Raw genomic sequence first — 26370 nt, 5'->3', positions numbered from 1 at the left:
CTTCGGCTCAGTGCTTCGGTTCAGTGCTTCGGTTCAGTGCTTCTGCGGCTGGGTCTTCCGGTCCCCGGCCGGGGACCGGTCCCGCGCGTGGTCCCGCGCCTGGTCCCGCGCCGGGGGCTGGGCGGGGGCGGGGGCCGGGGCCTGCGCCTGGGCCTGCAGCCGGGCCACGTACGCGGCGGCCTGCGAGCGGCGCTCCATGCCGAGCTTGGCCAGCAGCCCGGAGACATAATTCTTGATCGTCTTCTCGGCCAGATGCAGCCGCTCGCCGATCGCGCGGTTGGTCAGCCCCTCCCCGATCAGCACGAGGATCCGGCGCTCCTGCTCGGTGAGGCCGGCGCTCCGGTCGTCGGCCGACGTGCCCGTGCCGGTGCCCACGCCCGCCCCGGCGCCGGTGCGCAGCCGCGCCGGCATGCGGGCCGTGGCGGCCGGGTCGAGCAGGGAGCGGCCCGCGGCCACGTCCCGTACGGCCGCGAGCAGTTCGCCGCTTCCGACATCCTTGAGGACATAGCCGAAGGCGCCCGCCATGATCGCGTCGATGAGGGCCGCGTCGTCGGCGAAGGAGGAGAGCATCAGGCACCGGATGTCCGGGTGGCGGGCGCGGAGCGCGCGGCAGACCTCGACGCCGCTGCCGTCCGGCAGCCGTAGGTCCAAAAGGGCGACATCGGGGTGCGCCGCGGGGATGCCGGCCAGGGCCTCGGCCACGGTGCCCGCCTCGCCGACCACCACCATGTCCGGCTCACCCGAGAGGAGGTCATGAACACCGCGTCGTAGGATTTCATGGTCGTCGAGTAGGAAAATACTGATTTTTCCTTCTTCGCGCACGAATCCAGTTTCACACACCACGTCTTCCCGGGTCTTCGCGTGTCTTCCCGCGTCCATCAATGTCTTTTCGCGCCGTTGGCCGGGGAGATAACGTGCCGTTGTTCCGGCGGGCTGCGGGGCTGTGACCAGTGGTTGTTCCACTTCTGCGTGATTTACTTGGAAATCCAAGCAAAATTGCAGGTCAGAAGGGGTTTCGCAGAGATGCCAACCACTGGGTAACGTGCCCTTTGCAGGGCCAGCCGCCGGGATACCTGTCACGCCCGGTCGGTCTTCGGCGCACCCACCCCGTGCGCTGTCGCCGAGCGAGCGAGCCGCAACTGGCCGCCGGCGGATCCCGGGGGCCGGACAGACGGAGGAGCACACGTGACCGTGGAGAGCACTGCAGCGCGCAAACCGCGCCGTAGCGGAGCCAAGCGCACCAGCGGGAAGCGCGGCGCCAACCAGCCCGAGCTCGTCCAGCTGCTGACCCCCGAGGGCGAACGGGTCGAACACCCCGAGTACTCCCTGGACCCCACCCCCGAACAGCTGCGCGCCCTGTACCGGGACATGGTGCTGACCCGGCGCTTCGACGGTGAGGCCACCACGCTGCAGCGCCAGGGCGAGCTGGGGCTCTGGGCCTCGCTGCTGGGCCAGGAGGCCGCCCAGATCGGTTCCGGTCGCGCCCTGCGGGACGACGACTACGTCTTCCCCACCTACCGCGAGCACGGCGTGGCCTGGTGCCGCGGCGTGGACCCGGTGAACCTGCTGGGCATGTTCCGCGGCGTGAACCACGGCGGCTGGGACCCCAACAGCAACAACTTCCACCTCTACACCATCGTCATCGGCTCCCAGACGCTGCACGCGACCGGCTATGCGATGGGCGTGGCCAAGGACGGCGCCGACAGCGCGGTCCTGGCCTACTTCGGGGACGGGGCCTCCAGCCAGGGCGACGTCGCCGAGGCCTTCACCTTCGCCGCGGTCTACAACGCCCCGGTGGTCTTCTTCTGCCAGAACAACCAGTGGGCGATCTCCGAGCCCACCGAGCGGCAGACCCGCGTCCCGCTCTACCAGCGCGCCCAGGGCTTCGGCTTCCCGGGCGTACGGGTCGACGGCAATGACGTCCTGGCCTGCCTCGCGGTCACCAAGGCCGCGCTGGAGCGGGCCCGCACCGGCCAGGGCCCCATGCTCATCGAGGCCTTCACCTACCGGATGGGCGCCCACACCACCTCCGACGACCCGACCCGCTACCGCCGGGCCGAGGAGCGGGAGCTGTGGGAGACCAAGGACCCGATCCTGCGGCTGCGCACCCACCTGACCGCCCAGGGCCTGGCGGACGACGCGTTCTTCGCCGGGCTGGAGGAGGAGAGCGACGCGCTCGCCAAGCGGGTGCGCGACGTCGTACGGGCCATGCCCGACCCCGACGACATGGCGCTCTTCGAGCACATCTACGCCGACGGGCACCCGCTGGTCGACGAGGAGCGGGCGCAGTTCGCCGAGTACCAGGCTTCGTTCGCTTCCGCCGAGGAGGGCAACTGACATGGCCGCCCAGAAGATGTCGCTCTCCAAAGCGATCAACGCGTCGCTGCGCAAGGCGCTGGAGACCGACCCCAAAGTCTTGATCATGGGCGAGGACGTCGGCAAGCTCGGCGGGGTCTTCCGCATCACCGACGGCCTGCAGAAGGACTTCGGCGAGGACCGGGTCATCGACACCCCGCTCGCCGAGTCCGGCATCGTCGGCACCGCGATCGGGCTCGCGCTGCGCGGCTACCGCCCGGTGGCGGAGATCCAGTTCGACGGGTTCGTCTTCCCCGCGTACGACCAGATCGTCACGCAGCTCGCCAAGATGCACGCCCGGTCGCTGGGCAAGGTCAAGATGCCGGTCGTCATCCGCATCCCGTACGGCGGCGGCATCGGCGCGGTCGAGCACCACAGCGAGTCGCCCGAGGCGCTGTTCGCGCATGTCGCCGGGTTGAAGGTGGTCTCGCCCTCCAACGCGTCCGACGCCTACTGGATGCTGCAGCAGGCCATCGACAGCGACGACCCGGTGATCTACTTCGAGCCGAAGCGCCGCTACCACGACAAGTCCGAGGTCGACACGGCCGCGATCCCCGACCCGCTGCACGCCGCCCGGGTGGCCCGGGCCGGGACCGACCTGACGCTCGCGGCGTACGGCCCCATGGTCAAGGTCGCGCTCGACGCCGCCGGCGCGGCCGCCGAGGAGGGCAAGTCGCTGGAGGTCGTGGACCTGCGGTCGATGTCGCCGATCGACTTCGACACCCTCCAGCGGTCCGTCGAGAAGACCCGTCGCCTGGTCGTCGTCCACGAGGCACCGGTCTTTTTGGGCACTGGCGCGGAGATCGCCGCACGGATCACCGAGAGGTGCTTCTATCACCTTGAGGCCCCGGTGCTGCGGGTCGGCGGTTTCCACGCCCCGTACCCGCCGTCGCGGCTGGAGGACGAATACCTCCCGGGCCTCGACCGGGTGCTCGACGCCGTAGACCGCGCGATGGCGTACTGAAGGGCTTGAGGAGAGTCGTGACCATGGCTGCAACCGATCAGCGCTTCCGTGAGTTCAAGATGCCCGATGTGGGCGAGGGCCTCACCGAGGCGGAGATCCTCAAGTGGTACGTGGCGCCGGGCGACAGGGTCGCCGACGGCCAGGTGGTCTGTGAGGTAGAGACCGCGAAGGCGGCGGTCGAGCTGCCGATCCCGTTCGACGGCGTGGTGCACGAGCTGCGCTTCGGCGAGGGCACGACGGTGGACGTGGGCACCGCGATCATCTCGGTGGACACCCAACCGGGCGCGGGGGACACGCTTGGGGAGCCCGCCGCCGCGCAGGCCGCCCCTGCCGAACCCGCCGAGCCCGTTGAAGCCACCGAAGCCGGCGAGGCTGCCCGGGCTGCCGAGCCGGGGGGGCGCCAGGCCAACCTGGTCGGCTACGGCGCGGCGCCCTCGTCCACCAAGCGCCGCCCGCGCAAGCCGCGGCCCGGCGTCGGGGCGGCGCCGCCCGCCGGGGGCGTCCCGGCCCAGCCCGCCCCCGCCCCCGCTGCCGCCGCCCCGGCCCCGGCGGCCCCTGCCCCCGCCCCCGCCCCCGCGCCGCCGCGGGCCGAGCTGAACGGCCACGCCAAGGCCGCGCGCCCGCTGGCCAAGCCCCCGGTCCGCAAGCTCGCCAAGGACCTGGGCGTCGACCTGGAGACGGTCACCCCGACCGGCCCCGAGGGCACCATCACCCGCGAGGACGTCCACGCGGCCGCGGCCCCCGCGCCCGCCGCCGTGGCCGAGCCCGTGGCGGGCCCCGCCGTGGCGGCCGAGGCGGAGGCGGCCCCGGCCTCCTTCGCCGGCCGGGAGCGCCGGGTGCCGGTCAAGGGCGTACGGAAGGCCACCGCCCAGGCGATGGTCAGCAGCGCCTTCACGGCCCCGCATGTGACCGAGTTCATCACCGTCGACGTCACGCGCACGATGAAGCTCGTCGCCGACCTCAAGCAGGACCCGGACCTGGCCGGGCTGCGGGTGAACCCGCTGCTGCTGGTCGCCAAGGCCTTCCTGGTGGCCATCCGGCGCAACCCGGACATCAACGCGGCCTGGGACGAGGACGCCCAGGAGATCGTCTACAAGGACTACGTCAATCTCGGCATCGCGGCCGCCACGCCCCGGGGGCTGATCGTCCCCAACATCAAGGACGCGGGCTCGCTCACCCTGCCCGAACTGGCGGCCGCCCTCGGCGAGCTGGTCTCCACCGCCCGCGAGGGCCGGACCAGCCCGGCGGCGATGTCCGGCGGCACGGTCACCATCACCAACGTCGGCGTCTTCGGCGTCGACACCGGCACCCCGATCCTCAACCCCGGCGAGTCCGCGATCCTCGCCTTCGGCGCGGTCAAGCTCCAGCCGTGGGTCCACAAGGGCAAGGTCAAGCCGCGCCAGGTGACCACCCTCGCGCTGTCCTTCGACCACCGCCTGATCGACGGCGAGCTGGGCTCCAAGCTGCTCGCGGACATCGCGGCCATCCTGGAGAACCCCAAGCGCCTCATCACCTGGAGCTGATTCCCGACCGATCCTTTATTCCGGTTTATTCCGGTTCATCCCGGCTCGTTATCCAGGCTCGCGCCTTTATCCCGGCTCGCGGCCCGGCTGCTTCCCGCAGCCGGGCCGCGAGCGTGACGGCCGCATTCCACATCCCGGACGGTCCATGCCACGCATACCTGTTGTATCTATGATGTGCGCATGCCTCCCGCCCCCGTCCCCGTCAGCCCGACCGCCAAACAGCCGCCCGCCGCCGAACGCGTCTACGCGTATGTCAAACAAGCCGTCCTCGGCCGCCGCTACGAGGGCGGCACCCTGCTGACCGAGGGCGATCTGGCCGAGGCCGTCGGCGTCTCGCGCACGCCCGTGCGCGAGGCCCTGCTCCGGCTCGAGGCCGAAGGGCTGCTCAAGCTCTATCCGAAGAAGGGCGCCCTGGTGCTGCCCGTGTCCGCGCAGGAGATCACGGACGTCGTCGAGACCCGGCTGCTGGTCGAACAGCACGCCGTCGCCAAGGTCGTCCCGGCCGGTCCGAGGCTGATCGCCCGGCTCGAGGAGCTGCTGGAGGAGCAGAAGGGGCACGCGGCGGCAGGGGACCTGGGCGCCTTCGCGGTCGCCGACAGGTGCTTCCACGCCGAGATCGTCCGGGCCGCGGGGAACGGCATCCTGGCGCAGCTGTACGACCAGCTGAGGGACCGCCAGCTGCGGATGGGCGTGGCCACCATGCACGCCGAGCCCGGCCGCATCGCCAAGAACATCACCGAGCACACCGAGATCCTGACCGCCCTGCGCTCCGGAGACGCCACGGCCGCCGCCGGGCTCGTCGAGCGCCACATCAGCTGGGTGAACAACCTCGCCCGGGGTGAGGAGCGATGACCTCCATCCGGCTGCCCGGCGATCCGCCCGGCGGACGGCGTGCCGCCGCCGTCTGGGGCATCGGGGTCGCCGTCTACTTCATGGCCATCACCTACCGCACCAGCCTGGGCGTGGCCGGCCTGGACGCCGCCGAGCGGTTCCACATCAGCGCCTCGGCGCTGTCGACGTTCTCGATCCTGCAGGTGCTCGTCTACGCGGGCATGCAGATACCCGTGGGCCTGATGGTCGACCGGCTGGGCACCAAGAAGGTGCTCACGCTCGGCGTCGTGCTGTTCACCAGCGGCCAGCTCGGCTTCGCGCTCTCCCACTCGTACGGCTTCGCGCTGGCATCCCGCGCGCTGCTCGGCTGCGGTGACGCCATGACGTTCATCAGCGTGCTGCGGCTGGGCTCGCGCTGGTTCCCGGCCCGCCGCGGGCCGCTGATCGGGCAGGTCGCCGCGCTGTTCGGGATGGCGGGCAACCTGATCTCGACCCTGGTGATCGCCCAGACGCTGCACACCCTCGGCTGGACGCCGACCTTCGCGGGCAGCGCGATCGGCGGCGCGCTCGTCCTGGTCCTGGTGCTGGCCTTCCTGAAGGACCACCCGGAGGGGTACGAGCCCGTCCCGGCCACCCACTCCGGGGCCGGCTTCGTGCGCCGGCAGATCGCGGCGGCCTGGCGCGAGCCCGGCACCCGCCTCGGCATGTGGGTGCACTTCACCACCCAGTTCCCCGCGATGGTCTTCCTGCTGCTGTGGGGGCTGCCCTTCCTGGTGGAGGCCGAGGGGCTCTCCCGCGCGTCCGCCGGCGAGCTGCTGACCCTGGTGGTGCTCTCCAACATGGCGGTCGGCCTGGTCTACGGACAGGTCATCGCCCGGCACCACGCCGCCCGTGCGCCGCTCGCCCTCGGCACGGTCGGGGCCACCGCGCTGCTGTGGGGCGCCGTGCTGGCCTGGCCCGGCGACCACGCGCCCATGTGGCTGCTGATCACGCTGTGCGTCGTACTCGGCGCCTGCGGTCCCGCCTCGATGATCGGCTTCGACTTCGCCCGGCCCGCGAACCCGCCGGAGCGGCTCGGGACCGCCTCGGGCATCGTCAACATGGGCGGCTTCACCGCCTCGATGACCACCCTGCTGGCCATCGGCGTGCTGCTCGACGCGACCGGGGGCAACTACCGTGCCGCCTTCGCCTCGGTGTTCGTCCTGCAGGTCCTCGGCGTCACCCAGGTGCTGCGGCTGCGCGGGCGGGCGCACCGCCGGGAGCGCGAGCGCGTCGTCGCGAGCCGCGTCGAGGCGGTGCACGTACCGGCGTGAGCGGCCTCGGGGTGCCTCGGGCGGGCGCCTCAGGCCGTGACCGCGAAGTGGGCCAGGATCGCCTCGGCCAGCTGCTGGTCGCCCTCGATCTTCACCTTGTCGGCGACCGCTTCCGGCCGCACCCGCCCGCACGCCAGGCGCAGATACGTCTCCCAGTCCACCGCGAGCGTCACGCTCGGCCCCAGCGAGACGCTGCCGTCGATGGTGGCCCGGCCCTCCGCGTCGACCCGGACCGTCCGCATGAACTCCAGCGGGCCGTGCACATCGAAGACCACCGCCGACCCGGGCGCCGCGCCCGCGTCCTCGGTGACCACCTTCGGAAGCGCGGCCAGCAGGCGGTCCCGGGCGATGACCGCACCCGGCGAGTCCAGATTGCCCGGCTGCCCGAGCGCCCGCCGCAGGTCCTGCTCATGCACCCATACGTCGAAGGCCCGCGCGACCAGGGCCCTCTCCAGCGCCATCTCGCCCCCGCCGGGCCAGCGCACCATGGCGTCCGGCTGGCGCTTCTCGTTCCGCAGCTGCCGCGTGCGGCGGATGATCGTGTACTCCAGCTCGGAGGTCATCTCCGGCGCGGTGTGGCAGCGCCGTACATCGACCTGGACCTCCATGTAGCGCGCGTGCTCGCTGGTGACGTGGAACAGGTCGCGCGGCAGCGAGTGGATCGGGCGCGGATCGCCCAGCATCTCGCATTCGAGGCCGATGACGTGCGAGACCACGTCGCGCACCGACCATCCCGGGCACTCGGTGGCCCGGTTCCACTCCCCTTCGACGAGCGGATTCACCAACTCGAATATCGCTTCGACGGAATGGGTCCAGGCGTCGATGGAAGTCTGCAGGCTGGGATGGACGGTCACGGGACCCCTCGGGCGGTTCGTACGCGGGCTGGGTGCTTGTGTGTGCGTTTAAGTTACGCTGCGCACGAGCACCCCGGGAGTGCTTTCGGGTCTGATCGTAGGCCCGGATGGGCCGCTGGGTCGCTGAGAGCGGTGGTAGGGTGCGCGCCTCGCCGCCGCAGATCCGGATGAATTCGGACGGGCCGGTCGAAATCCCTGGGATGTCACCTCAGCCGGCGATATGGCGGTAGCCGGTGACCCTTTCGGGCGCGGGCAGGGGGGCCACCTGGACGGTGCGGCCGGTGCCCGGGGCGTGGATGACCTTGCCGCCTTTGATGTAGAAGGCGACGTGGCCGTGTCGTCGGTGTTGTGCTCACTGTCGGCCGACGCCCCGCGAGGACGGTCAGCACCGCCCGGGCGGCGGTGCGCACCGCCGCCCGGGCCGCCACGGCCGGCGGCCCTTGCCGCGCGGCGCGCGGCTTGGCGTTGGGCGGCCGATGACGACCCGGTACGGCGCTTGGCGGCCCGTAGGTCAGAGCTGGTCACCGCCGATGACGATCGGTCCTGTGGTGTCCGTCGAGGAAGGGTCCGGGGCTGGGCGCGACGGGCTGGAAGGGCCCGCTGCGCCTGCGCCCTTGGGGAAGCGAATCTTCTGGCTGGAGGTGTAGTACCGCGTGCGTACCCCGGTGATGTTGCCGAGGTGGGTGATGCGCTCCTTGCAGTTGGACCAGCGCTGGTACCGCGTGACGGCGTGGGTCTCCTGATAGATGCCCCGCTTGGCGATGAACCTGCTGCGTGCCGGAACGTTGTACTCGATGGCCTCGCTCGCGGAGGTGCTGGCCATGAGTCCCAGCTCGTAGCCGAGGTGGTCGCCGAGACCCTTCAGCGCCTTCTTCTGCTTGGCGGCGGTGAGGCTCAGCTCACCGGTGATGAGCCCCGATGCCTGATCGGCTCGGGTGAAGGTGAACGTGTGCTTCTGGGCGGCATCGGCCCTGTTCTCCCAGTCGACCGTCTCCGCGCTCACCCATCCGCCGCGGACCTTGGCGTAGCGCCGCTTGTCCATCGGGGTGCAGGGCTCGTCCCCGAGAGAGCTGTTGGCGTTCTGCCCGGCGAGGGCGACCTGGTCGGCAGAGCCGTTGCCGGCCGGCGGGGCGGCGGTGGTGGCGAGGAGGTTGGTGGTGGCGCCGAGGGCGAGGCCGCCCGCGAGCACGCTGGACGCTACAGCGCCGATCACCACGGCGCGGGTCTTGCTGATACGTGAAGTGCGCATGCTGATGCTCCCTTGGGTTGCGCAGATCGAGTGGAGTGCGGATGCGGACAAAGGCACGGACCAGACGTGCAGGGGTCCGGTGGCCTGGCGTTGCTTGCCTGCCGTCGTCGACATCGGTGGATGGCATGGCGGGCCCGGCAGCATGGGGCGGCGCCTTCGACGGGGCGCTGCTTGGTGGTGCGGGGCGGTGAGCAAAAGCCTCGGGGTCTGGGACGCGCTCGGCAACGGTTTTGGGCGTCCGGGACAGTCCAGGCGCGTCCATCCAGGTCAGCGGGGTGTCCGGCCCAGTCCACCGCCGCCTGCGACTCTGGACAGCCGGGGCAGCACGCCGCGAGCGAGCAGCCGCATCCATCCTCCGCGAAGGTGACAGCCGAATCTGCTGGGGCGCCCTGCGTTCTTCGACACAGCAAGGGATGGGCCTCGTACGCGAGCCCTGCACGGACCAGGCCCGGAACACGCCACCCAACCAGAGACTCCGCCTGGAACGGATGGACAGCGGAAACTATCGGCTGCGCCTCCTCCACATCGGTCTGTGTGCCGGGCTCGCCGGTTATGGCGAAGGGTCCTCATTGAGGCAGGCCAAGTGCGACGGTCTGGGGCGGCAGGTGTTCGAGTTCAGCAAGACCTGAGGAGTCAGCGTCCAGAACCGGCGACAGGCCAGGCCGATGGTCCGCGGCACGCAGTGTCCGTAGGGGCTTGACCTGGGCAGACAGGGCCGGACTGTCCCGGACGGCCCAGGCGTTGCCGGACGCCCTCGCACGGCAGCAGCCTCCCTCTCGTGCCCCGCGCCAGGGGCCCGCAGGAGGAGGTTGTGATGGGAAAGCACATACGGACCGCTCGGTCCCGGCCGGCATCACGCCCCGCCCACTCCGAGGAATCCACCGGGTGGCGGGAGCAGTTGGCCACCGTGGCCCGGGCGGCGGTGGGCACCGGCGCCGTAGTGGTCCTGGCCGTGCTGGCCATCCTCGCGGGCGCTTTGCTGGCCGTCCACGGCCCGGGCAGTGGCGGCGCCGCCCAGTCGCCTTCCCGGCAGGTCACCTTGGGCCCGCCGCCGAAGGCCAAGGCCCCGGCTGCCCAGCCGAAGCACAAGACGGACAACCGGACTCCCAAGGCACGCCCCGGGGCCGCCAAGACCGCCAAGCCGAAGACCGTGGTCCTGGTTCCTGGCGACACCCTGTACGGGCTCGCCAACAAGCACCACACCACCGTCAAGACGCTGCAGCGCCTGAACAAGCTGGGCTCCTCGACCCTCATCTACGCGGGTGACACCCTGCGCCTGCCCGGGACGGTCGCGGGCGCCGCCGAGGAACCGGCCTCGGCCGGCGGCAAGACCGGCCCGCCCGCCCCCAAGCACACCACCCACGACACCGACGACGACAGCGGCGAGAAGCCCGCCGAAAAGCCTTCCATGAAGCACAGCAAAGGCCGGGCGGCGAAGGCCATCGCCTACGCACGGGCTCAGCTCGGCAAGCCCTACGTCTGGGGCGGCACCGGCCCCCGCGGCTACGACTGCTCGGGCCTGACCATGCGGGCCTGGCAGGCCGCCGGGATCACGCTCCCCCGCACCACCTGGTCCCAGCGATACGCCGGGAAGGCCACCACCCGGGCCGCGCTGGTCCCCGGCGACCTGGTCCTGGCCTACGGCGACGGCCACGTCGCCCTCTACATCGGAGGCGGCAAGGTCATCCACGCCCCCCGCCCCGGCAGCACCGTCACCATCGCGCTCCTGCCGCCAGCCGCGCAGACCACCGGCTACCGCCACATCGCCGGAGGCATCCCCAGCTGACCGTCCCGGACGCCCGGGACCGTTGCCGAGCGCCCACCGAAGACAGGACCTCGTCAGCAAACGGGAGTTGAGAGAATTCCGGCATGGAATTCGACGACCCTGCCGAGATGCGCCGGGAGTGCACCGAACGGCTCGGCGAGAAGGCCGGCCGACAGTTCGCGGCCATGGCCCGCCGCGGCTTCCGGCTGGACCCGACGACGGACGACGCCCAGGCCACCGGCCGCTGCCGGCTCGGCGGCCCCGCCCTGCTCGAACCGGGCACCCCCTGGCCCGAGGTCGGCGGCATCCCGCTGTCCCTGCACGCCGTCCTCGACACCGACGCCCTCGCCCCCTGGCTCGGGGACGAACTGCCCACGCGGCCGGGCCTGCTCAACTTCTTCTATCTCGATCCGGACCTGCCGTACGAGAAGTACTCGAGGCTGCACGACGAGCCCGAGGCGTGCCGCGTCATTCCTGCCGATCCGGCACGGGCGGTCGAGACCGCCGCCCCCGCACCGGCGCGGAGCTATCCGGCCACCCCCGTCCACGCGGCCGGGGTCACCATGCTGCCGGACTCCTGGGACGTCAACGACCGCGACGTCGAGTACGACCGGGACGAGCACTGGGGCGCGAGCTCGCTCATCCTCGACGCGATGGGCGACCTCGACGGGAACACCTCCGGTCACCACTGCGCCTTCGGCTGGCCCGACACCTCGTACGCGTTCTGGGTGACCTCTCGTGATGCCGACGGTCCGGCGGTCCATCTGCTCCAGCTCCCGGAGGACTCGGAGCTCGGATGGGGCTGGGGCGACGCCGGGACGATGTACTTCACGATCCCGGCGAAGGCGTTCGCGACAGGGGATTTCAGCAAGGCCCAGGCGGACATGCGCTGCTGCTGAGCCCCGCCCCACACGGCGGAGCAGACCCCGCCGTCGCCGCCGAGATTCCGTCCGGTCAAGGCGACCGGACGGGATCTCGGCTTTCCGGGGCTTGTCCCACGTCGGCGGCACAAGCCCGGAGACTCACGCTGACCTGCGCAGACGATCCTGGACGGGCCGGACGCCCTGAACCGTTGCCGGACGTGCCGGACACCCCGAGGCTTTTGCCCATCGCCCCGCACCGCCGGCCAGCGCCCCCGTCGAAGGCGCCGCCCCGCGTACTGCCGGGCCCGCCCTGCCGCTCACCGGTGTCGACGACCGCAGGCAGGCACGACAGGAGCCGGGGATCGTCCGCGAGAGGGCGCTCGGTTCCCAGAACCCACTCATTCTTCACCGAATCCATCGGCGACCACCGCGGCTGGACCGCCAATCCCGTGGCCTCCTCCAAGGTCACGATCGCCTGGAACACCGGCACCGGCGAAGTCGCCGTCTATGTCCACAAGTCCTGCGTCGCCGGCACCTCCCTCCCCAACGGGGGCTCGGTGCAGGCCGGGTGCCAGGACGCCAAGCCCGTCGCGTTCGTCGCGGGCGCGGCCTCCGTGGGCGACTCCTCCTCGGACGCGCGCAATCTCATCAGCGTCTCCCGCACCGGCTCGGGCGGCCTGTCCGTCGGCTTCTCCGCGGTCAATTTCATAGCGAGCAAGCTCGGCCGGATCAACGGACAGCTGACCCTGTCCCCGTACGAGGACACCTTCCGCGTCACGCTCAAGGCCGACAGGTTCCCGGCGTGGGAGTTCATCCGCTACCCCCACTTCGTCCAGGGCGCGCCGATCGGCGAGGCCAAGGTCATCGCCATCCGCGACCAGACGCAGATCGGCGACCTCACCAGCGGACGGCAGTCCACCTGCACCAGCACAGGAAGCGAGACCCTGCGCTCCGAGAACCCCATGTCCTGCTGACCCGGCCGGGGTACACCGGCACAAGCCGCAGCGCCAACCCGTTGTGGCAGCCTGGGGGCCTTTTAAAAGATTAAAACATAATCCCGGATTCTTGGATTTCCTGAACCAATGTGCACACTTCCTATTAGCGTGGAAACGTGCACCAACACACCACAGCTGACCTGTACTTGCGCCTTTCCCTTGACCGGGAGGGCAAGACCGCGATCGACCGCCAGGAAGTCGACTGCCGGGCTTGGGCGCAGCACAATGGACTGACTGTCCGCAAGGTTCATATTGACCGTGGGCGTTCCGGCTACAAGAACGTCAGCCGCAAGGGGTTCGACGCAGCGATCACAGCCGTCACGGCCGGAGTCGTGGGCGTTCTGGTCGTCTGGAAGCTCGACCGTCTGTCCCGCAAGGGTATCGGCGAGGTCGGCAAGGCGCTGGACGACATAGGCCGGGTCGGCGGACGGCTGGTCTCCGTCATGGACGGCCTCGACACTAAGAACGACGGTGCCCGGGTCACCATCGCGATGCTGGCGGAACTGGCGTGCAGCGAGTCGCGCAATCTCGGTATGCGTGTCGGCAGCGCCAAGCGGTACCTGCGTCAGCGGGGGCAGTGGATCGGCGGTCAGCCACCTTACGGACTCCTGGTGGACCCCAAGAGGAAGAAACTCGTCCACGATCCCGAGACCGCCGTCTACGCCCGCCTGATCGCTGATGAAGCGCTGTCAGGGAAGGCCCTCGTCCATATCGCCCGGCTGCTGAACGAGCACGGGGTGGAGTCGGCTCGCGGAGGTGAATGGAACTCGTCCAGCGTCATGCAGCTCCTTCGCTCGCCGGCCTTCGCCGGTCTCATGCCGCAGACCGAGTACGAGGAGCAGGCGGACGGGACACGCAAATACATGAATCGGGTCTTTCCCTATCGAGACCCGGAGACGCTGGAAACCGTGAGTATCGGCGAGGGGATCATCACGGTCGGGGAACGTGAACTCATCCTCCGCCAACTCGAAGCGCGCACATTTCCGTTGGCGGGGAAGCGGCATGGTCACAAGCAAGGCAAGTCCCTGCTCACCGGCATAGCGCGCTGCGGGCTCTGCGGCGCCCGGATGAGCAAGGCCGGCACGTCATACCAGTGCTCCAGCCATCGGATGGGGCGAGGATGCTCCGGCGTCTCGGCTCGGGTGGAGAGCATCGACGACTACGTGACCCGGGCCTTCCTGTCACGCTTGCCGTCCCTGGAGCCTCAGGACCCACTGCTCGCCGTGATCGCCGATCGCTGGGTGCAGAGGGAGGACCCGGAGGTGTTCGCGAAGCGTGAAGCCATCGAGGCGGAAATCGTGGACGAAGAGGCCCGCCTGGCGGACCTGGAAGACGCTCGGTACGTCCGGGGCGAGTTCGATGGCGCAGACGCCATCGTCCGGTACCACCGGCTCGCCGGACGACTGCGTACCCGAATCCAAGGGTTGCGCGCAGATCTGCTGCGGATGCCAAACCCTTCCGCTGACATCTCCCCGCTTCTGGATGCGGGCCTGCTGCGTGAAGCCTGGGAAGCCGACGATGCGGCCGGAAGGCGTGAGCGCCTTGGCCTTGCGATCGATCGCGTGGAAGTCCGGAGAGGGAGGGTGGGGGTGAGGTTCGACGGAGACGAGCGCTGCCGGATCGTCTGGGCGACGAGGGACGGCGCTGGGGCGGAGTCAGCAGGTGGCGAAGTGACGGAATGACGGTCGGACCTTCTTCCGGGAGTTCTCGGAAGTCGCCGTGGAGGGGTCGCGGTGAGCGGGCGGCTGACTGTGTCGTGCCGGCGTGATCCTGCGTTCATGACCGGATGGCAAGCTGGAAGCGTGAACGATGCCGCCCCGGTGCCCACCCCTACGCCCGCGCCCCGCCGACGTGCCCGTGTCCGTGCCCCTGAGCTGATCGGCAATGGAGGCTGGATCAACACTGGCGGCAAGGATCTGAAGCTTGCCGACTTCCGAGGTCGCACATTGATCTTGGATTTTTGGACGTTCTGCTGTGTGAACTGCCTGCACGTCCTGGACGAGCTGCGCGAGCTGGAGGAGAAGCACCGCGACACCGTCGTGATCGTCGGTGTGCACTCGCCGAAGTTCGTCCACGAGGCCGAGCACCAGGCGGTCGTCGACGCCGTCGAGCGCTATGAGGTGCACCACCCCGTGCTCGACGACCCCGAGCTGGCCACCTGGAAGCAGTACGCGGTGCGGGCCTGGCCGACGCTGGTCGTCATCGACCCCGAGGGGTACGTCGTCGCCCAGCACGCGGGCGAGGGGCACGCACACGCGCTGGAGACGCTGGTGGCCGAGCTGGAGGCCGAGCACGGGGCGAAGGGCACGCTGCGGCGCGGCGACGGGCCGTATGTGCCGCCGGAGCCGGTCGCCACCGAGCTGCGCTTCCCCGGCAAGGCGCTGCTGCTGCCCGGCGGCACCTTCCTCGTCTCGGACACCACCCGGCACCAGCTGGTGGAGCTGGCGGCGGACGGCGAGAGCGTGCTGCGGCGGATCGGGGCCGGTGAGCGGGGGTTCGCCGACGGGCCCGCCGATCAGGCGCGGTTCAGCGAGCCGCAGGGTCTCGCGCTGCTGCCGGACGGCACGGTGATCGCCGCCGACACGGTCAACCACGCGCTGCGCTCCCTGGACCTCGCGACCGGCGAGGTGCGGACCGTCGCCGGGACCGGGCGCCAGTGGTGGCAGGGCTCCCCGGCCGCCGGGCCCGCCCGCGAGGTCGATCTGTCCTCGCCGTGGGACGTGGCCTGGTTCGCCGGCCGGCTGTGGATCGCCATGGCGGGCGTCCACCAGCTGTGGACGTACGACCCGGCGGACGGGATGGTGCGCGCGGCCGCCGGGACGACGAACGAGGGCCTGGTCGACGGGCCGGCCGCCGAGGCGTGGTTCGCCCAGCCGTCCGGGCTGGCCGCGGCCGGGGACCGGCTGTGGATCGCGGACTCCGAGACCTCGGCGGTGCGGTACGTCGAGCGGGACGGTCGGGACGGTGAGGACGGCTTCGTGGTGCGTACGGCCGTGGGCACCGGGCTGTTCGACTTCGGCCACCGCGACGGCCCCGCCGAACAGGCACTGTTCCAGCACCCCCTCGGCGTGACCGCGCTGCCCGACGGCTCGGTCGCCGTCTCGGACACCTACAACCACGCGCTGCGCCGCTTCGACCCGGCCTCCGGCGAGGTCAGCACCCTCGCCACGGATCTGCGCGAGCCGTCCGACGCCGTGCTGGTGGACGGCGACATCGTGGTCGTCGAGTCGGCGCGGCACCGGCTGACCCGGCTGCGGCTGCCGGAGGAGGCCGTACGCGTGGCGGCGGTGGCCCACCGCACCCGGCGCGCCGCCACCGAGATCGCCCCGGGGACGCTCCGGCTCGACGTCGTCTTCCAGGCCCCCGCCGGGCAGAAGCTCGACACCCGCTACGGCCCCTCCACCCGCCTGCTGGTCAGCTCCACCCCGCCCGAGCTGCTGGCCCAGGGCGAGGGGGCCGGTACGGAGCTGAGCCGCGAGCTGGTGCTGGCGGACGGGGTGACCGAGGGCGTGCTGCACGTCTCCGCGATGGCCGCCTCCTGCGACGACGACCCATTGAACGAATACCCGGCCTGCCATGTGCACCAGCAGGACTGGGGCGTCCCGGTCCGGGTCACCGACGGCGGGGCGACCCGGCTGCCGCTGGTGCTGGCGGGGATGGACGAGCCGTCCTGACGGGGTACGGGTCAGTCGGGACAGTTGGGGAGCTTGGTGTACTGCACTTGCTCCGGGCGGATCCGGATGCCCGGGATCCACATCCGCTTGCCGTCCTTGGAGACGCGGAACCACATGCTGCTGTGTCCGCCCGCCTCGTCGGTGACCGTGACGCCGTTGGCGATGCGGCAGTCGGCGCGCAGGACGTCGCCGTGCCACGCTCGGCCTGCGATGTTCGCCGGGCGGTAGGCCATGTACGGATCCTGGGCCAGGCCCAGCGCACAGTCGCGGGTGCGCTTGTTCTGGCAGGCCCGCTCGGTGTTGTACACGGTGATCCCGGCGTCACCCAGGTGCGAGGGGGCGGCCGCGGGCGGCTCCTCATCGGACGACCGGAGGGCGATGAGCATGGTCGTGGCTCCGGCGATGACCACGGCCGTGCCCATCGCCGCGAGCGTGAGCCGCAGTCGGCGCCGTGACGTCCGGTCCTCCGGGGATGGCGGCGAGGCGGCCGCCCCGGACGCGCCGTCCGTTTCCACGAGAGGCTCGGCCTTGTTGGCGGAGGCGGCCTCGTTGGCCCGGTGCAGCAGTTCCACCAGTGCGGGTAAGCGGTCCTCGGCGGTGAAGGAGAGCTTGCCCCACTGGACCAAGAGCCGCTCGTCGGGGAGGCTCTGGCCGCGCAGATAGCGGGAGAGGGAGGAGCGGCTGGCGGGCAGCCGACCCTCCAGTTCCTTGAGGCTCAAGCCCAGTTCGCCATGCATGTGGCGCAGTGCGGTCACGAATTTCCGTACTGGGTCGGCGAGGTCCTCGGGAAGCGGGGCGAGTGGCTTTCGTCGTGGGTTCTCGGAGGGATTCGGATGTGCTGCCATGCCCTCATTGGAGCATCTTGAACATGAACATGCCGAGCGACACGTCCGCCCCCCCCCGCGGCGGACGTGTCGCTCGTTACAGGAACGGGATCAGGAATGCATCAGTCCGCGAACTTCAGCGGCCGGTAGGGCTTGTACTCGCTGCCCGGCTCCAGTCCGTACCTCCGGGTCGTGTGATCCGTCCCGAAGTCGCCGCGCTGCTCGTACGACGTGTACGAGGTGTGGGCGGCGTCGTTCCACTTCTCGAACATCACGACATGACGGGTGTTGTTGTCACCGGACGCGTCGATGAGCAGATCGCCGGGCTGGAGGTCGTTGAGGGCGATCGGCTTGGTGATGCTGGAGCTGGCGAGGCCCACGGTGTTGGTGCCGGGCGCCTTCAGGCCCAGCGCCATGGAGACGTAGCCCGAGCAGTCCTGGCGGTAGCCGTCCTTCCACATCTTGGCCTGGCTGTACGGGACCCGAGTACCGTTGTTCGCCGTGAGCCAGGTGGACGCGCGCTGCAGCGTCTCGGCGCGGGTGCCGCCGGTCTGCGGCGGCTTCGGCGGCTCAGCACCGTTCTGCACGGGGACTCCGGGCAGCGAGTCCTCCGGGATGTCCACCGCGACGACGGTCAGGAAGCCGTTGACCGGCTTGGTGATGTGCGCCATGTAGGTCGAGCAGGCCCCGTCCTCGCACACCCTCTTCCCGGTGTTCACCTGATAGTCGGCGCTGATGCGGTCCTGGCCCGGGGCTCCCTGGTTGATCATGCCGACGGAAGGGGAGCCAAGATCGGCGGTCTGATGGACCACCCAGCGCGTGCCCCAGGTGGGGAAGTCGGCGGCGGCGGCCGCCTTGGTGCCGAACTCCCCGGTCGTCGTCTTCAGCTTGATGCCGGTGCCCTTGGCCTCGGTGTCGCGGCTGGCTTTCGTATCGCTGCTCACGGCGCTCTTATCGGCCGACTTGCCCGCCTTCGCGTCCTGGCCGCCGCTGTCCTCACCGCTCGAGCAGCCCACGAGTCCGGCGGCGCCGATGCCCGCCGCGGCGATCGTGGGGAGGAGCTTGTGCAGGAGGGTCCGGCGTCGGCCGGGGCCTGTGGAGTGCGTCATGTCTGGATTCCCCCTTCGCGGAGCGCCGACTGGCCGTCGGAGCCGCTCGGTCGAGACTGCCGCGCCGGTCGGCCGCGGCGACGGAAACCACTCTCGGCCGAGCTGGAGGGAACTTTGGCGATCACGCCGTCTTATGGGACGTCCCATCCCGTCGCACCCTTCTGACCTGCTGGGACGTGGCAGGGGGCGGCCGGGAACGGGACACGGACGGCGGTGATGTGGGACATGACGAGACGTCCTCCACCGCGCCGGGGGACGTCCGGGGCGCGCAGCCGGGGAAGACGGCTACCCGTTCTGCGGGGTGGCGGCGCGCCATGGCAGGACGGCCCCGCCGGAGTGGGGCCTCCTGTCGGGGAGCCGGGGGAGGCGGCTTCCCGGGCCAGTGGGCCGATGTCGCGCTGCTCACCGTGTCGGGGGCCGCGGTCGGAGCCGGGGCCGGACGCGCCGCCGTTCTTGGGCGCGACCAGGCTGCCGCTGGTGCTGGCGGGTATGGACGAGGACGACGCCGTCAGGGCGTGAGCACCAGACGCCCGCGCAGGCCGCCCGCCGCCAAGCGGCGGTGGGCGGCCGCGGCCTGATCGAGTGGGAGGGCGCCGGCCACGCGCAGGGTCAGGCGGCCGGCGGCGGCCAGCGCGGACAGCTGGGCCAGCGCGGTGCCGTCCGCCGCGATCCAGTGGTTGGCCGACCGAATGCCCCGCAGCCCGACGGGCGCGTCGGCCGCCACCGCGGCGAACGCCCCCGCGTTCCGTACGGCCGCGAGCGCCGGCACCCCGACGCCCGCCGCGTCCAGGGCCCCCGCCACGCCGCCCGGGACGACCGCCCGTACCGCCGCCGCCAGGTCCGGCGCGTCCCGCGCGACGAACCACTCCGCGCCCAGCTCTCGCACCAGCTCCTCATCCGCCGCGCCCGCGACGGCCACCACCCGCAGCCCGCGCAGGGCGGCCAGTTCGACCGCGAACCCGCCGACCGCACCGGCCGCGCCCGTCACCAGCAGCGTCGCTCCGTGGGGCAAGTCCAGTGCGTCCAGCGACTGCCAGGCCGTCAGGCCGTTCAACGGCAGTGTCGCCGCCGCCGCGGTCGGCAGGCCCTGGGGCGCCGGGGCCACCGCCGTCGCGTCCAGGACGACGTACTCGGCGTAGGTGCCCAGCGAGACGTCCAGCAGGTCCCGCAGCCCGATCACCGGGTCGCCCGGGGCGAACACCCGCACTCCGGGCCCGATGGCATCCACCACACCCGCGACGTCCCAGCCCAGCCCGGTCTCCGCGCGCGGCGCCATCCGTCCGGCCGCGACCAGCGTCCCGGCGCGGGTCAGCAGGTCCACGGGGTTGACGGTCGCCGCCGCCACCCGGATCCGCACCTGTCCGGGGCCCGGCTCGGGCAGGGGCACCTCGGCGATCTCCACCGCCTCCGGCCCGCCGTACGCCCGTACCAGGGCGGCACGCATCATGTTCGGCTCGGTCATTGTTCCCAGCTCCTCACCTCGGTCGGGGGTTGACCACGCCCGCCCAACCTAGGGAGAGTTGCTCTCCAGAGGTAAGTACGCACTTGGAAGTGCCTAACCCACGTCGAGGAGAGTGACCGTGGCCACCCGGACCGTCGCCCAGCGCAGGGCCGAGGCCCGCGCCGCCTACGACGCCTTCATCGCCGAATGCCCCACCCGGCACCTGCTGGACCGCATCGCCGACAAGTGGGTCAGCCTCGCCCTCGCCGCCCTGGCCGACGGCTCCCTGCGCTACGGCGAGTTGTCCCGCCGACTGGCCGGAGTCAGCCAGAAGATGCTCACCCAGACCCTTCGCAATCTGGAACGCGACGGTCTGGTCACGCGAACGGTCACCCCTTCGGTGCCGGTCCGGGTGGACTACGCCCTCACCCCGCTCGGCGAGAGCCTGGCCGGGCTGATGCGGTCGGTCAAGGAGTGGGCAGAGGCGCACATGGACGAGGTCCTGACCGCCCGAGCCGCCTACGACACCGACGTCGGCACCGACACCGACACCGACGTCGGCACCGGCACCGGCACCGGAGCGCCTGGTAGCGGATGACACGGCGGCTCCGCCGTCACTAGTCGTAGTACCGCTGTTCCTCGACGACCGGTGCGGCTGGGCTCGGTGCCCGGGTGCGCCGGTGTTTGAGGACGCTGACGTAGGCCGTCATCCCGATGAAGCCGACGGCCATGAGGATCAGTCCGATGAGGTGGACGTTGAAGCCGTCGGTCTTCACGTCCACGGCGAAGGTGAGGATGGCCCCCACCGCGATCATTCCTATGCAACCGCCCAAGCCCATGGGTCGTGCCTCCGAACTGCGTTGACTACTTCGGGCTGGTCTCGCGCGGGTACCCGGGTCGGCGACGGCCAATCCGCCCGAAGCCGACGGCCCCCGCCGCAGGGCAGCGGCGGGGGCCATCGGGACGGGAAGCCGGGGGGAGGCGGCTCCCCGGGTCTGTGGGCCGGGGCGGTCGGCCGGGCGCGTCAGTCGAGCGCGTTGGCCAGGTCGCTCTGCCAGTACGTCACCTGGGCGCTGCTGTCGATGTAGACGGAGCCGCCGGGCAGTTCGACCGACTTGGAGTCATCGGAGCCTTCGAGGAACACCTCCAGGGAGGTGGCCTTGTACCCGTTCTGGCCCGAGCCGTCGGCGGACGAGGTGCGGATCCCGGCGTATGCGGTCTCGCCGGGGGCGAGGGTGACGACGGCCTGCGGCTTGCTGTCCTCGTACACCGGGGTTGCGGCCTGGGCGTCCGCGCCGAACTTCAGGCGGGGGAAGCCGAGCATGTTGCAGTCCACGCCCGCGTGGTTGTTGACCTCGAGCACCATGTAGTTGACCGGCCGCTGGACGGACTTGACGCCAATCGTCAGCTTGTTGATGTCGCAGGGGCCGATCTCCTGCTCGGAGTTGTCCGAGCTGTTCGAGCCACCCTTGGAGGCCCCGCTCTGCTGGGCGTCGCCGCCCTTCTTCGCGCCGCTCGTGGCGTCGGAGCCGCCGGAGCCGTTGGAGCCGTTGGAGCCGCCGGAGCCGTTGGAGCCGCCGGAGCCGTTGGAGCTGCCGGAGCCGCTGGAGTCCGACGTCTGGTCGGCCGGGGCGGAGGTCGAGGCGTCCGACTTCCCCTCGGTCTTGGTGCCGGTGCCCTCGCTGCTGTTGCAGGCGGTGAGGGTGAGGGCGGCGACGGCGGTCAGGCCGGCGGCGGCGAGGCGCAGGGTGCGGGCGCGGCGGGCGGTGAAGGCGGTGAGCGACATGGTGGGTTCCCCCCAGTGGGACTTGGCCGTTTCCGGTGTGGCTCTCTCGGTACGGCTCAAGCCTCTCGTCCCCCGCTGTCGTTCGGCTGCCGCGCCACTGCCGCGCGGCTGCCGCCCGCTAACGCCCCACTAACGCCCCGCTGCTCCCCCGCTTTCACCGCTTTCCGTCGCCATCCCGCCCGTCCTCGCTGTCCTGGGCGAAAAGTTTCACCAGGTCGCTCATCACGTAGCGATTGGTGGCCTCCTCGTCCAGCAGATGCATCTCCGCCAGCCGCTCCAGACCGTCCTGGATCAGCTCGGGGTCCGCCCCGGCCAGGGCGGCGGCCTCTGCGGTGTTGACCTCCCGGGCGAAGCCGGTGCCCAGGGTCCGCAGCAGCCGGGCGTCGTCAGCGGAGAGGCGCGCCACCGAGTTCCGCAGCGCCGCGGCGACCCCGGCGTCCTCCGCCGACAGCAGCGCGAGCCGCCGCCGCTCGTCGCGGAGCGCCGTGGCCAGCCGGACCAGCCGCCAGCGCGGCCGGGACAGCAGCTGGGCCGAGGCGGCGCGCAGCGCCAGCGGCAGCCCGTCGCACAGGGCCACCAGCTCATGCGCGGCCTCCGGGTCCTCGGCGACCCGGTCGGGCCCGAGCAGGGTGCCGAGCAGGGCCACCCCGTCGTCGGGCCCGAGCGCGTGCAGGCGTACGGGGCGGGCGGCGTCGGTGGCGATCAGCCCGTCGAGCCGGCTGCGACTGGTGACCAGGGTGGCGCAGCCGGGCCCGCCGGGCAGCAGCGGCCGCACCTGCGCCGAGCTGCTGGCGTTGTCGAGCACGACCAGCAGCCGGCGGTCCGCGACGAGCGACCGGTACAGCGCGCCGGCCGCCTCCGGGGAGGGCGGAATGCGGTCCGCGGGTGTCCCCAGGGCGAGCAGGAATTCGCGAAGCACCTCGGCGGGCGCCGCCTCCTCGCCGCCGCTGAACCCGCGCAGATCCGTGAACAGCCGCCCGTCGGGGAACGCGTCCGCGTGGACGTGGCCCCAGTGGACGACCAGGCCCGTCTTGCCGACCCCGGCGGGCCCGGTGACGACCGTGATGCCGCCCTCCGGGAGGAGGCCGGTGGGGGCCGCGCCGTAGGCCGGGCCGCCGGGCTCGGCGGCGGGCAGGGTGAGCCGGGTCAGGCCGGTCAGCTCGCGGTCGCGGCCGAGGAAGCCTGCCGGAGGGCGGGGGAGCAGCTGCGGTCCGGTCGTGGAGGGCCGGTGGGCGGCCTGGGCCTGGCCCTGGGCGGGGATTTGGGCCTGAGGCTGGGCCTGGGCCTGAGGCTGCGCCTGGGCCGGGAGGGGGTGCGGCGCGGTGGGCTCGGCGGCGGCGCGCGGGGGCCCGGCCGTGGGGGCGGCGCGCAGGATCTCCTCGTACGCGGCGCGCAGCCGCTCCCCCGGGTCGACCCCCAGGTCGTCGGCGAGGAGCTCCCGGGTGCGGTGGTACCAGGCGATCGCGTCCGACTGCCGTCCGATGCGGTACAGCGCCAGCATCAGGGCCGCGATGAGCCCTTCGCGCAACGGGTTGGCCCCGGCCGCCGGGTGCAGTACGTCGGCCGCCTTCTCGTACTGGCCGAGTACTCCGTGGGCGCGCGCCAGGGCCTCGACGGCGGCCAGCCGCCGCTCCTCCAGGGCGTGTGCCGCGGCGGCGAACGGCGGACTGGCCACGGTGCCGGTAAGGGCCGGGCCGCGCCACAGGTCCAGTCCCTGGCGCAGCAGATCCACGGCCTGTTCGGGGGCGGTCTCGGGGCGGGCGAGGGAGACCAGTTGGGAGAAGCGCTGGCTGTCGACGAGCTGTTCGGGCATCCGCAGCTGGTAGGCGGAGCCGTGGGTGGTCAGCTCGACGCCGTGGGCGTCGGCGCCCGCCTCGGCGAGCGTCGCGCGCAGCCGCGAGACATGGCCCTGGATGACGGTGCGGGCGTGTTCGGGCGGCTCCTCCTCCCACAGGCAGGTGATCAGCTGCTCGACGGGGACGGTGGCGTTGGGCCGCAGAAGCAGCATGGCGAGCATGCTGCGCCGCTTGATCGGGCCCAGCATGACCTCTCCGGTTCCGGTGGTCACGGCCACCGGACCGAGTAGAGAGAAGTCCAATTCAGTTCTCCAGGAAGGCGGTCATCGCCTTGGTGAGCAGCTGTGGGTCGCGGGCGCCGCACAGCTCGCGGGCCGAGTGCATGGACAGGATGGCCACACCTACGTCGACGGTGGTGATGCCGTGCCGGGCCGCGGTGATGGGGCCGATGGTGGTGCCGCACGGCATGGCGTTGTGCGAGACGAAGGTCTGCCAGGGCACGCCCGCGCGCTCGCAGGCGGCGGCGAAGACGGCCCGGCCGCCGCCGTCGGTGGCGTACCGCTGGTTGACGTTGACCTTGAGGATCGGGCCGCCGTTGGGCAGCGGGTGGTGGCCGGGTTCGTGCCGTTCGGCGTAGTTGGGGTGGACGGCGTGCCCGGTGTCGGAGGACAGGCAGACCGTTCCGGCGAGGGCGCGGGCCTTGTCCTCGTACGCGCCGCCGCGGGCGAAGACCGAGCGCTCCAGCACATTGCCGAGCAGCGGGCCCTCGGCGCCGGTGTCGGACTGGCTGCCGTTCTCCTCGTGGTCGAAGGCGGCGAGGACGGGGATGTACGGCAGTTCGGGGCGGGCGGCGACGGCGGCGAGCGCGGCCGTGGCGGAGTGTACGGACAGGAGGTTGTCCATCCGGGGTCCGGCGATCAGGTCCTCGTCCCGGCCGAGGTAGGCGGGCGGGTCGACGCTGTGCGCCATCAGGTCCCAGCCGCCCACCTCGGCGGCCGGAACCCCGGCGGCCTCGGCGACGAAGCGGATCAGAGCGCCCTCCTCGACGTCGCCGAGGCCCCAAATGGGCGTCATATGACGCTGCTTGTCGAGCTTGAGTCCCTCGGTGTTGACGCCCCGGTCGAGGTGGACGGCGAGCTGGGGAACGCGCAGCAGCGGCCGGTCGACGGCCACCAGGTGGTGCGAGCCGTCCTTGAGGGTGAGCCGGCCGGAGATGCCGAGGTCGCGGTCGAGCCAGGTGTTCAGCAGCGCGCCGCCGTAGATCTCGACGGCGATCTGCCGCCAGCCGTGCGCGCCGGTGTCGGGAATCGGCTTGACCCGCAGATTGGGGGAGTCGGTGTGGGCCCCCACGATCCGGTACGGCGTCGAAGGTCTCGCTCCGTCGGGCACGTACCACGCGATGATCGCGCCGCCCCGCAGGACGTATGTGCCGCCCGTCCCGCCGTCCCAGGGCGCGGTCTCCTCGACCTGCCGGAATCCCGCCTTCTCCAGCCGCGCGGCGACACTCGCCACCGCGTGGTACGGCGATGGGGCGGCGGCGAGGAAGGACATCAGGTCGTCGGTATGGCCGCGATCGAAGTCGGAGTGCGCGCTCATGTGTCCAGCATAGATACGGGATCCGCCCAAGGCCCGCGTTGCTCGGGCAACTGTGCGACCGGTCGGCGGCCGACGGGTGCTCACGCTGCGCCTTTCGCGGGATCCCGCTGAGCCGATCAGATGAAGGAAGGCCTTCCGGCGATACGGAGAACGCCAATCATTCCATATCCCTCATAGCTGTGCAAAACCGCACTCAAGGGGATACCGGATGCGCGCCCTTCGTCAGTTTCTCGTCGTCCTCGGAGCGTTGCTCCTGCTTTCCGCCGGGGCCCCGGTCATGGCGATGCCCGGCACGCCGGCCGCGACCGCCCTCAGGGCCCCGGAGGACCCGAAGGACCAGAGGGGTACGGAGCCCGCACCCTGCCCCATCACGGATCGGGTCGGGGCTCATACTCTCCCGCCCCCTGAGTGGCAGAGGTACTACCGGGACGACTGGCGGCTGGGCCCGGCGGAACTTCCCCGCAGCGGGCCGATCGGCAAGATGCTCAAGGGCTACCAGCGGCTCGACCACCTGACGTCCGCCAACTTCCTCGCCTGCTACTGGGACGACGCGACCTCCGGCTGGTGGTTTCCCTCCCCGGACGGCTGGGTCCTCATCAACGGGACGCCGCTGCACGTCACCGTCACCCTGCAGCCGGGGCAGAAGGTCGACCTCTTCGGCAGCGGCTTCGGCCACTTCCTCGCCCCGGCCGGGACGCCCTACGCCGAGCGCGCGCTGCCGCCCAGCAACCTCAACACCCTTGATCCGGCGTACCCCTTCGGCTACCACCTCTACGAGGTCGTGGAGCCCTTCACGGTGGAGGCGGGTCCCATCAGGCCCTGGTTCGGCCAGCCGGGAGGCGGCCTGCAGTACCTCACGACTCCCTCGATCCCCCAGCTCGTCGCGACCGGCAAACTCCGTACCCTCAACTGACCGGCCCCAGCGCGGTGAACAGGCGGGAACTCGTCCGGGCCCTCCGTGCAGACCGGGTCCCCGACGCCCTGTACGACATCCCGGGTGTGCACGACATCCCGGTCCAGCCGGACGCGTACTACTTCCTGCGGCCCGCGACGGGCGACGGGTGGGTGGTGGGACTGCGCGAGCGCTCGCGGGAGCGCGATATGAGCTGGTTCCGCTCGGAGGACGCGGCCTGCCGCGACCTGCGCGCGAAGCTCACCGCGCTCCCGCCGCCGCCCGCCGGGGCGCGGGAGCAGGTCGAGGACGTGCTCGGGCAGGGCGCGGAGATCCGGCGGCAGGCCTGGCAGGACTTCGAGCGCGCCCTGCGCGAGCGGGACGGGCGAAGCGAGGACGGCGAGCATGGGCGCGGTGGGAACGGGCCCGGCGGTAACGGGCGCGGTGGCGCGGGGCCGTGACGCGCCGGGCACCCCGCGCGGGGCGCCCGGCTCGATCGGAGGAACCAGAGAGGAACCAGACGGGGAGTCAGGGACGGAA

24 protein-coding genes are annotated in these 26370 nt (G+C 71.5%); 14 read left to right on the top strand and 10 right to left on the bottom strand.

Going from position 1 to position 26370, the window contains the following annotated elements:
- Nucleotides 1-33: 33 nt before the first annotated feature.
- Nucleotides 34-822, bottom strand: coding sequence for a response regulator transcription factor (locus PV419_RS14655; RefSeq protein ID WP_319688680.1), 789 nt, complete (start codon nucleotides 820-822; stop codon nucleotides 34-36).
- Between the two features lie 363 nt (nucleotides 823-1185).
- Here PV419_RS14655 and pdhA point away from each other — a divergent pair, with 363 nt between their 5' ends.
- The 5 genes from pdhA (at nucleotide 1186) to PV419_RS14630 (ending at nucleotide 6986) form a co-directional block, all read left to right on the top strand.
- Nucleotides 1186-2337: a pyruvate dehydrogenase (acetyl-transferring) E1 component subunit alpha gene (pdhA, locus tag PV419_RS14650; protein WP_319688678.1), complete on the top strand. Its 1152-nt coding sequence runs from the start codon at nucleotides 1186-1188 to the stop codon at nucleotides 2335-2337.
- A gap of 1 nt (nucleotide 2338) precedes the next feature.
- Nucleotides 2339-3319, top strand: coding sequence for an alpha-ketoacid dehydrogenase subunit beta (locus PV419_RS14645; protein WP_319688677.1), 981 nt, complete (start codon nucleotides 2339-2341; stop codon nucleotides 3317-3319).
- Between the two features lie 23 nt (nucleotides 3320-3342).
- Nucleotides 3343-4842, top strand: coding sequence for a dihydrolipoamide acetyltransferase family protein (locus PV419_RS14640; RefSeq protein WP_319688675.1), 1500 nt, complete (start codon nucleotides 3343-3345; stop codon nucleotides 4840-4842).
- A 180-nt stretch (nucleotides 4843-5022) separates the two neighbouring features.
- Nucleotides 5023-5694 (top strand): GntR family transcriptional regulator, encoded by a 672-nt coding sequence (locus tag PV419_RS14635; protein WP_319688673.1) that lies wholly within the window; start codon nucleotides 5023-5025, stop codon nucleotides 5692-5694.
- Nucleotides 5691-6986: an MFS transporter gene (locus tag PV419_RS14630; protein ID WP_319688671.1), complete on the top strand. Its 1296-nt coding sequence runs from the start codon at nucleotides 5691-5693 to the stop codon at nucleotides 6984-6986. Before PV419_RS14635 ends, PV419_RS14630 begins: the two co-directional genes overlap by 4 nt.
- A 29-nt stretch (nucleotides 6987-7015) precedes the next feature.
- On the opposite strand, the gene PV419_RS14625 is transcribed toward PV419_RS14630, so the two are convergent.
- Together PV419_RS14625 and PV419_RS14620 are read right to left on the bottom strand one after the other, a co-directional pair.
- Nucleotides 7016-7840 carry a maleylpyruvate isomerase family mycothiol-dependent enzyme gene (locus PV419_RS14625; RefSeq protein WP_319688670.1) on the bottom strand — a complete coding sequence of 275 codons (825 nt, stop codon included), beginning with the start codon at nucleotides 7838-7840 and terminating at the stop codon, nucleotides 7016-7018.
- Between the two features lie 511 nt (nucleotides 7841-8351).
- The gene (locus tag PV419_RS14620) at nucleotides 8352-9089 is read right to left on the bottom strand and encodes a hypothetical protein (protein ID WP_319688669.1); all 738 of its coding nucleotides are present in this window, start codon (nucleotides 9087-9089) and stop codon (nucleotides 8352-8354) included.
- A gap of 488 nt (nucleotides 9090-9577) precedes the next feature.
- On the opposite strand from PV419_RS14620, the gene PV419_RS14615 reads away from it, so the two are divergent.
- The 6 genes from PV419_RS14615 to PV419_RS14590 all read left to right on the top strand — a co-directional run bounded on the left by PV419_RS14615 (nucleotide 9578) and on the right by PV419_RS14590 (nucleotide 16386).
- Nucleotides 9578-9718, top strand: a complete 141-nt coding sequence (locus PV419_RS14615) for a hypothetical protein (RefSeq protein ID WP_319688667.1) — start codon at nucleotides 9578-9580, stop codon at nucleotides 9716-9718.
- A gap of 185 nt (nucleotides 9719-9903) precedes the next feature.
- Complete coding sequence (locus PV419_RS14610; RefSeq protein ID WP_319688665.1) at nucleotides 9904-10875, top strand: NlpC/P60 family protein; 972 nt, start codon at nucleotides 9904-9906, stop codon at nucleotides 10873-10875.
- A gap of 83 nt (nucleotides 10876-10958) precedes the next feature.
- Entirely contained in the window at nucleotides 10959-11753 is a 795-nt protein-coding gene (locus tag PV419_RS14605) for a YwqG family protein (protein WP_319688663.1), read from the top strand.
- A gap of 413 nt (nucleotides 11754-12166) precedes the next feature.
- Nucleotides 12167-12691, top strand: coding sequence for a hypothetical protein (locus tag PV419_RS14600; protein WP_319688661.1), 525 nt, complete (start codon nucleotides 12167-12169; stop codon nucleotides 12689-12691).
- 137 nt (nucleotides 12692-12828) lie between these two features.
- The gene (locus tag PV419_RS14595) at nucleotides 12829-14394 is read left to right on the top strand and encodes a recombinase family protein (RefSeq protein ID WP_319688659.1); all 1566 of its coding nucleotides are present in this window, start codon (nucleotides 12829-12831) and stop codon (nucleotides 14392-14394) included.
- A 120-nt stretch (nucleotides 14395-14514) separates the two neighbouring features.
- The gene (locus PV419_RS14590) at nucleotides 14515-16386 is read left to right on the top strand and encodes an NHL domain-containing thioredoxin family protein (RefSeq protein ID WP_319688658.1); all 1872 of its coding nucleotides are present in this window, start codon (nucleotides 14515-14517) and stop codon (nucleotides 16384-16386) included.
- A gap of 11 nt (nucleotides 16387-16397) precedes the next feature.
- Here PV419_RS14590 and PV419_RS14585 read toward each other — a convergent pair whose 3' ends face one another.
- The 3 genes from PV419_RS14585 to PV419_RS14575 form a co-directional block, all read right to left on the bottom strand.
- Nucleotides 16398-17231, bottom strand: coding sequence for an XRE family transcriptional regulator (locus tag PV419_RS14585; RefSeq protein WP_319688657.1), 834 nt, complete (start codon nucleotides 17229-17231; stop codon nucleotides 16398-16400).
- Between the two features lie 101 nt (nucleotides 17232-17332).
- Nucleotides 17333-18319 carry a hypothetical protein gene (locus PV419_RS14580; RefSeq protein ID WP_319688656.1) on the bottom strand — a complete coding sequence of 329 codons (987 nt, stop codon included), beginning with the start codon at nucleotides 18317-18319 and terminating at the stop codon, nucleotides 17333-17335.
- 508 nt (nucleotides 18320-18827) lie between these two features.
- Nucleotides 18828-19781, bottom strand: coding sequence for an NADP-dependent oxidoreductase (locus PV419_RS14575; protein ID WP_319688654.1), 954 nt, complete (start codon nucleotides 19779-19781; stop codon nucleotides 18828-18830).
- A gap of 118 nt (nucleotides 19782-19899) precedes the next feature.
- On the opposite strand from PV419_RS14575, the gene PV419_RS14570 reads away from it, so the two are divergent.
- Nucleotides 19900-20358 carry a helix-turn-helix domain-containing protein gene (locus tag PV419_RS14570; protein WP_319688652.1) on the top strand — a complete coding sequence of 153 codons (459 nt, stop codon included), beginning with the start codon at nucleotides 19900-19902 and terminating at the stop codon, nucleotides 20356-20358.
- Nucleotides 20359-20377: 19 nt separating this feature from the next.
- Here the strand turns inward: PV419_RS14570 and PV419_RS14565 are convergent, their stop codons facing one another.
- The 4 genes from PV419_RS14565 to PV419_RS14550 all read right to left on the bottom strand — a co-directional run bounded on the left by PV419_RS14565 (nucleotide 20378) and on the right by PV419_RS14550 (nucleotide 24938).
- Nucleotides 20378-20599: a hypothetical protein gene (locus tag PV419_RS14565; protein WP_319688650.1), complete on the bottom strand. Its 222-nt coding sequence runs from the start codon at nucleotides 20597-20599 to the stop codon at nucleotides 20378-20380.
- A gap of 185 nt (nucleotides 20600-20784) precedes the next feature.
- On the bottom strand, nucleotides 20785-21546 hold the full coding sequence (locus PV419_RS14560) for a DUF4232 domain-containing protein (RefSeq protein WP_319688647.1): 762 nt from the start codon (nucleotides 21544-21546) through the stop codon (nucleotides 20785-20787).
- 154 nt (nucleotides 21547-21700) lie between these two features.
- Nucleotides 21701-23620, bottom strand: coding sequence for a BTAD domain-containing putative transcriptional regulator (locus PV419_RS14555; protein WP_415925305.1), 1920 nt, complete (start codon nucleotides 23618-23620; stop codon nucleotides 21701-21703).
- 25 nt (nucleotides 23621-23645) lie between these two features.
- Nucleotides 23646-24938 carry a M18 family aminopeptidase gene (locus tag PV419_RS14550; protein WP_319688643.1) on the bottom strand — a complete coding sequence of 431 codons (1293 nt, stop codon included), beginning with the start codon at nucleotides 24936-24938 and terminating at the stop codon, nucleotides 23646-23648.
- A gap of 208 nt (nucleotides 24939-25146) precedes the next feature.
- On the opposite strand from PV419_RS14550, the gene PV419_RS14545 reads away from it, so the two are divergent.
- Together PV419_RS14545 and PV419_RS14540 are read left to right on the top strand one after the other, a co-directional pair.
- A complete protein-coding gene (locus tag PV419_RS14545) occupies nucleotides 25147-25851 on the top strand; it encodes a TNT domain-containing protein (protein WP_319688641.1) in 705 nt (234 codons plus the stop codon).
- A 14-nt stretch (nucleotides 25852-25865) separates the two neighbouring features.
- On the top strand, nucleotides 25866-26291 hold the full coding sequence (locus PV419_RS14540) for a hypothetical protein (RefSeq protein WP_319688640.1): 426 nt from the start codon (nucleotides 25866-25868) through the stop codon (nucleotides 26289-26291).
- The last annotated feature ends 79 nt before the right edge of the window (nucleotides 26292-26370 follow it).

Origin of the sequence: Streptomyces sp. ME19-01-6, from assembly GCF_033793745.1 — a bacterium.
In the GTDB taxonomy this organism is placed as follows: domain Bacteria; phylum Actinomycetota; class Actinomycetes; order Streptomycetales; family Streptomycetaceae; genus Streptomyces.
This window is presented reverse-complemented; position numbering and strand designations above follow the sequence as displayed.

Excerpts from the sequence above, each read along its gene's own strand:
- PV419_RS14560 (WP_319688647.1), bottom strand. The coding sequence starts at position 21,546 with ATGTCGCTCACCGCCTTCACCGCCCGCCGCGCCCGCACCCTGCGCCTC.
- PV419_RS14545 (WP_319688641.1), top strand. The coding sequence starts at position 25,147 with ATGCGCGCCCTTCGTCAGTTTCTCGTCGTCCTCGGAGCGTTGCTCCTG.
- PV419_RS14620 (WP_319688669.1), bottom strand. The coding sequence starts at position 9,089 with ATGCGCACTTCACGTATCAGCAAGACCCGCGCCGTGGTGATCGGCGCT.
- PV419_RS14580 (WP_319688656.1), bottom strand. The coding sequence starts at position 18,319 with ATGACGCACTCCACAGGCCCCGGCCGACGCCGGACCCTCCTGCACAAG.
- PV419_RS14610 (WP_319688665.1), top strand. The coding sequence starts at position 9,904 with ATGGGAAAGCACATACGGACCGCTCGGTCCCGGCCGGCATCACGCCCC.
- PV419_RS14640 (WP_319688675.1), top strand. The coding sequence starts at position 3,343 with ATGGCTGCAACCGATCAGCGCTTCCGTGAGTTCAAGATGCCCGATGTG.
- PV419_RS14645 (WP_319688677.1), top strand. The coding sequence starts at position 2,339 with ATGGCCGCCCAGAAGATGTCGCTCTCCAAAGCGATCAACGCGTCGCTG.
- PV419_RS14615 (WP_319688667.1), top strand. The coding sequence starts at position 9,578 with ATGGACAGCGGAAACTATCGGCTGCGCCTCCTCCACATCGGTCTGTGT.
- PV419_RS14630 (WP_319688671.1), top strand. The coding sequence starts at position 5,691 with ATGACCTCCATCCGGCTGCCCGGCGATCCGCCCGGCGGACGGCGTGCC.
- PV419_RS14635 (WP_319688673.1), top strand. The coding sequence starts at position 5,023 with ATGCCTCCCGCCCCCGTCCCCGTCAGCCCGACCGCCAAACAGCCGCCC.
- PV419_RS14550 (WP_319688643.1), bottom strand. The coding sequence starts at position 24,938 with ATGAGCGCGCACTCCGACTTCGATCGCGGCCATACCGACGACCTGATG.
- PV419_RS14575 (WP_319688654.1), bottom strand. The coding sequence starts at position 19,781 with ATGACCGAGCCGAACATGATGCGTGCCGCCCTGGTACGGGCGTACGGC.
- PV419_RS14585 (WP_319688657.1), bottom strand. The coding sequence starts at position 17,231 with ATGGCAGCACATCCGAATCCCTCCGAGAACCCACGACGAAAGCCACTC.
- PV419_RS14565 (WP_319688650.1), bottom strand. The coding sequence starts at position 20,599 with ATGGGCTTGGGCGGTTGCATAGGAATGATCGCGGTGGGGGCCATCCTC.
- PV419_RS14605 (WP_319688663.1), top strand. The coding sequence starts at position 10,959 with ATGGAATTCGACGACCCTGCCGAGATGCGCCGGGAGTGCACCGAACGG.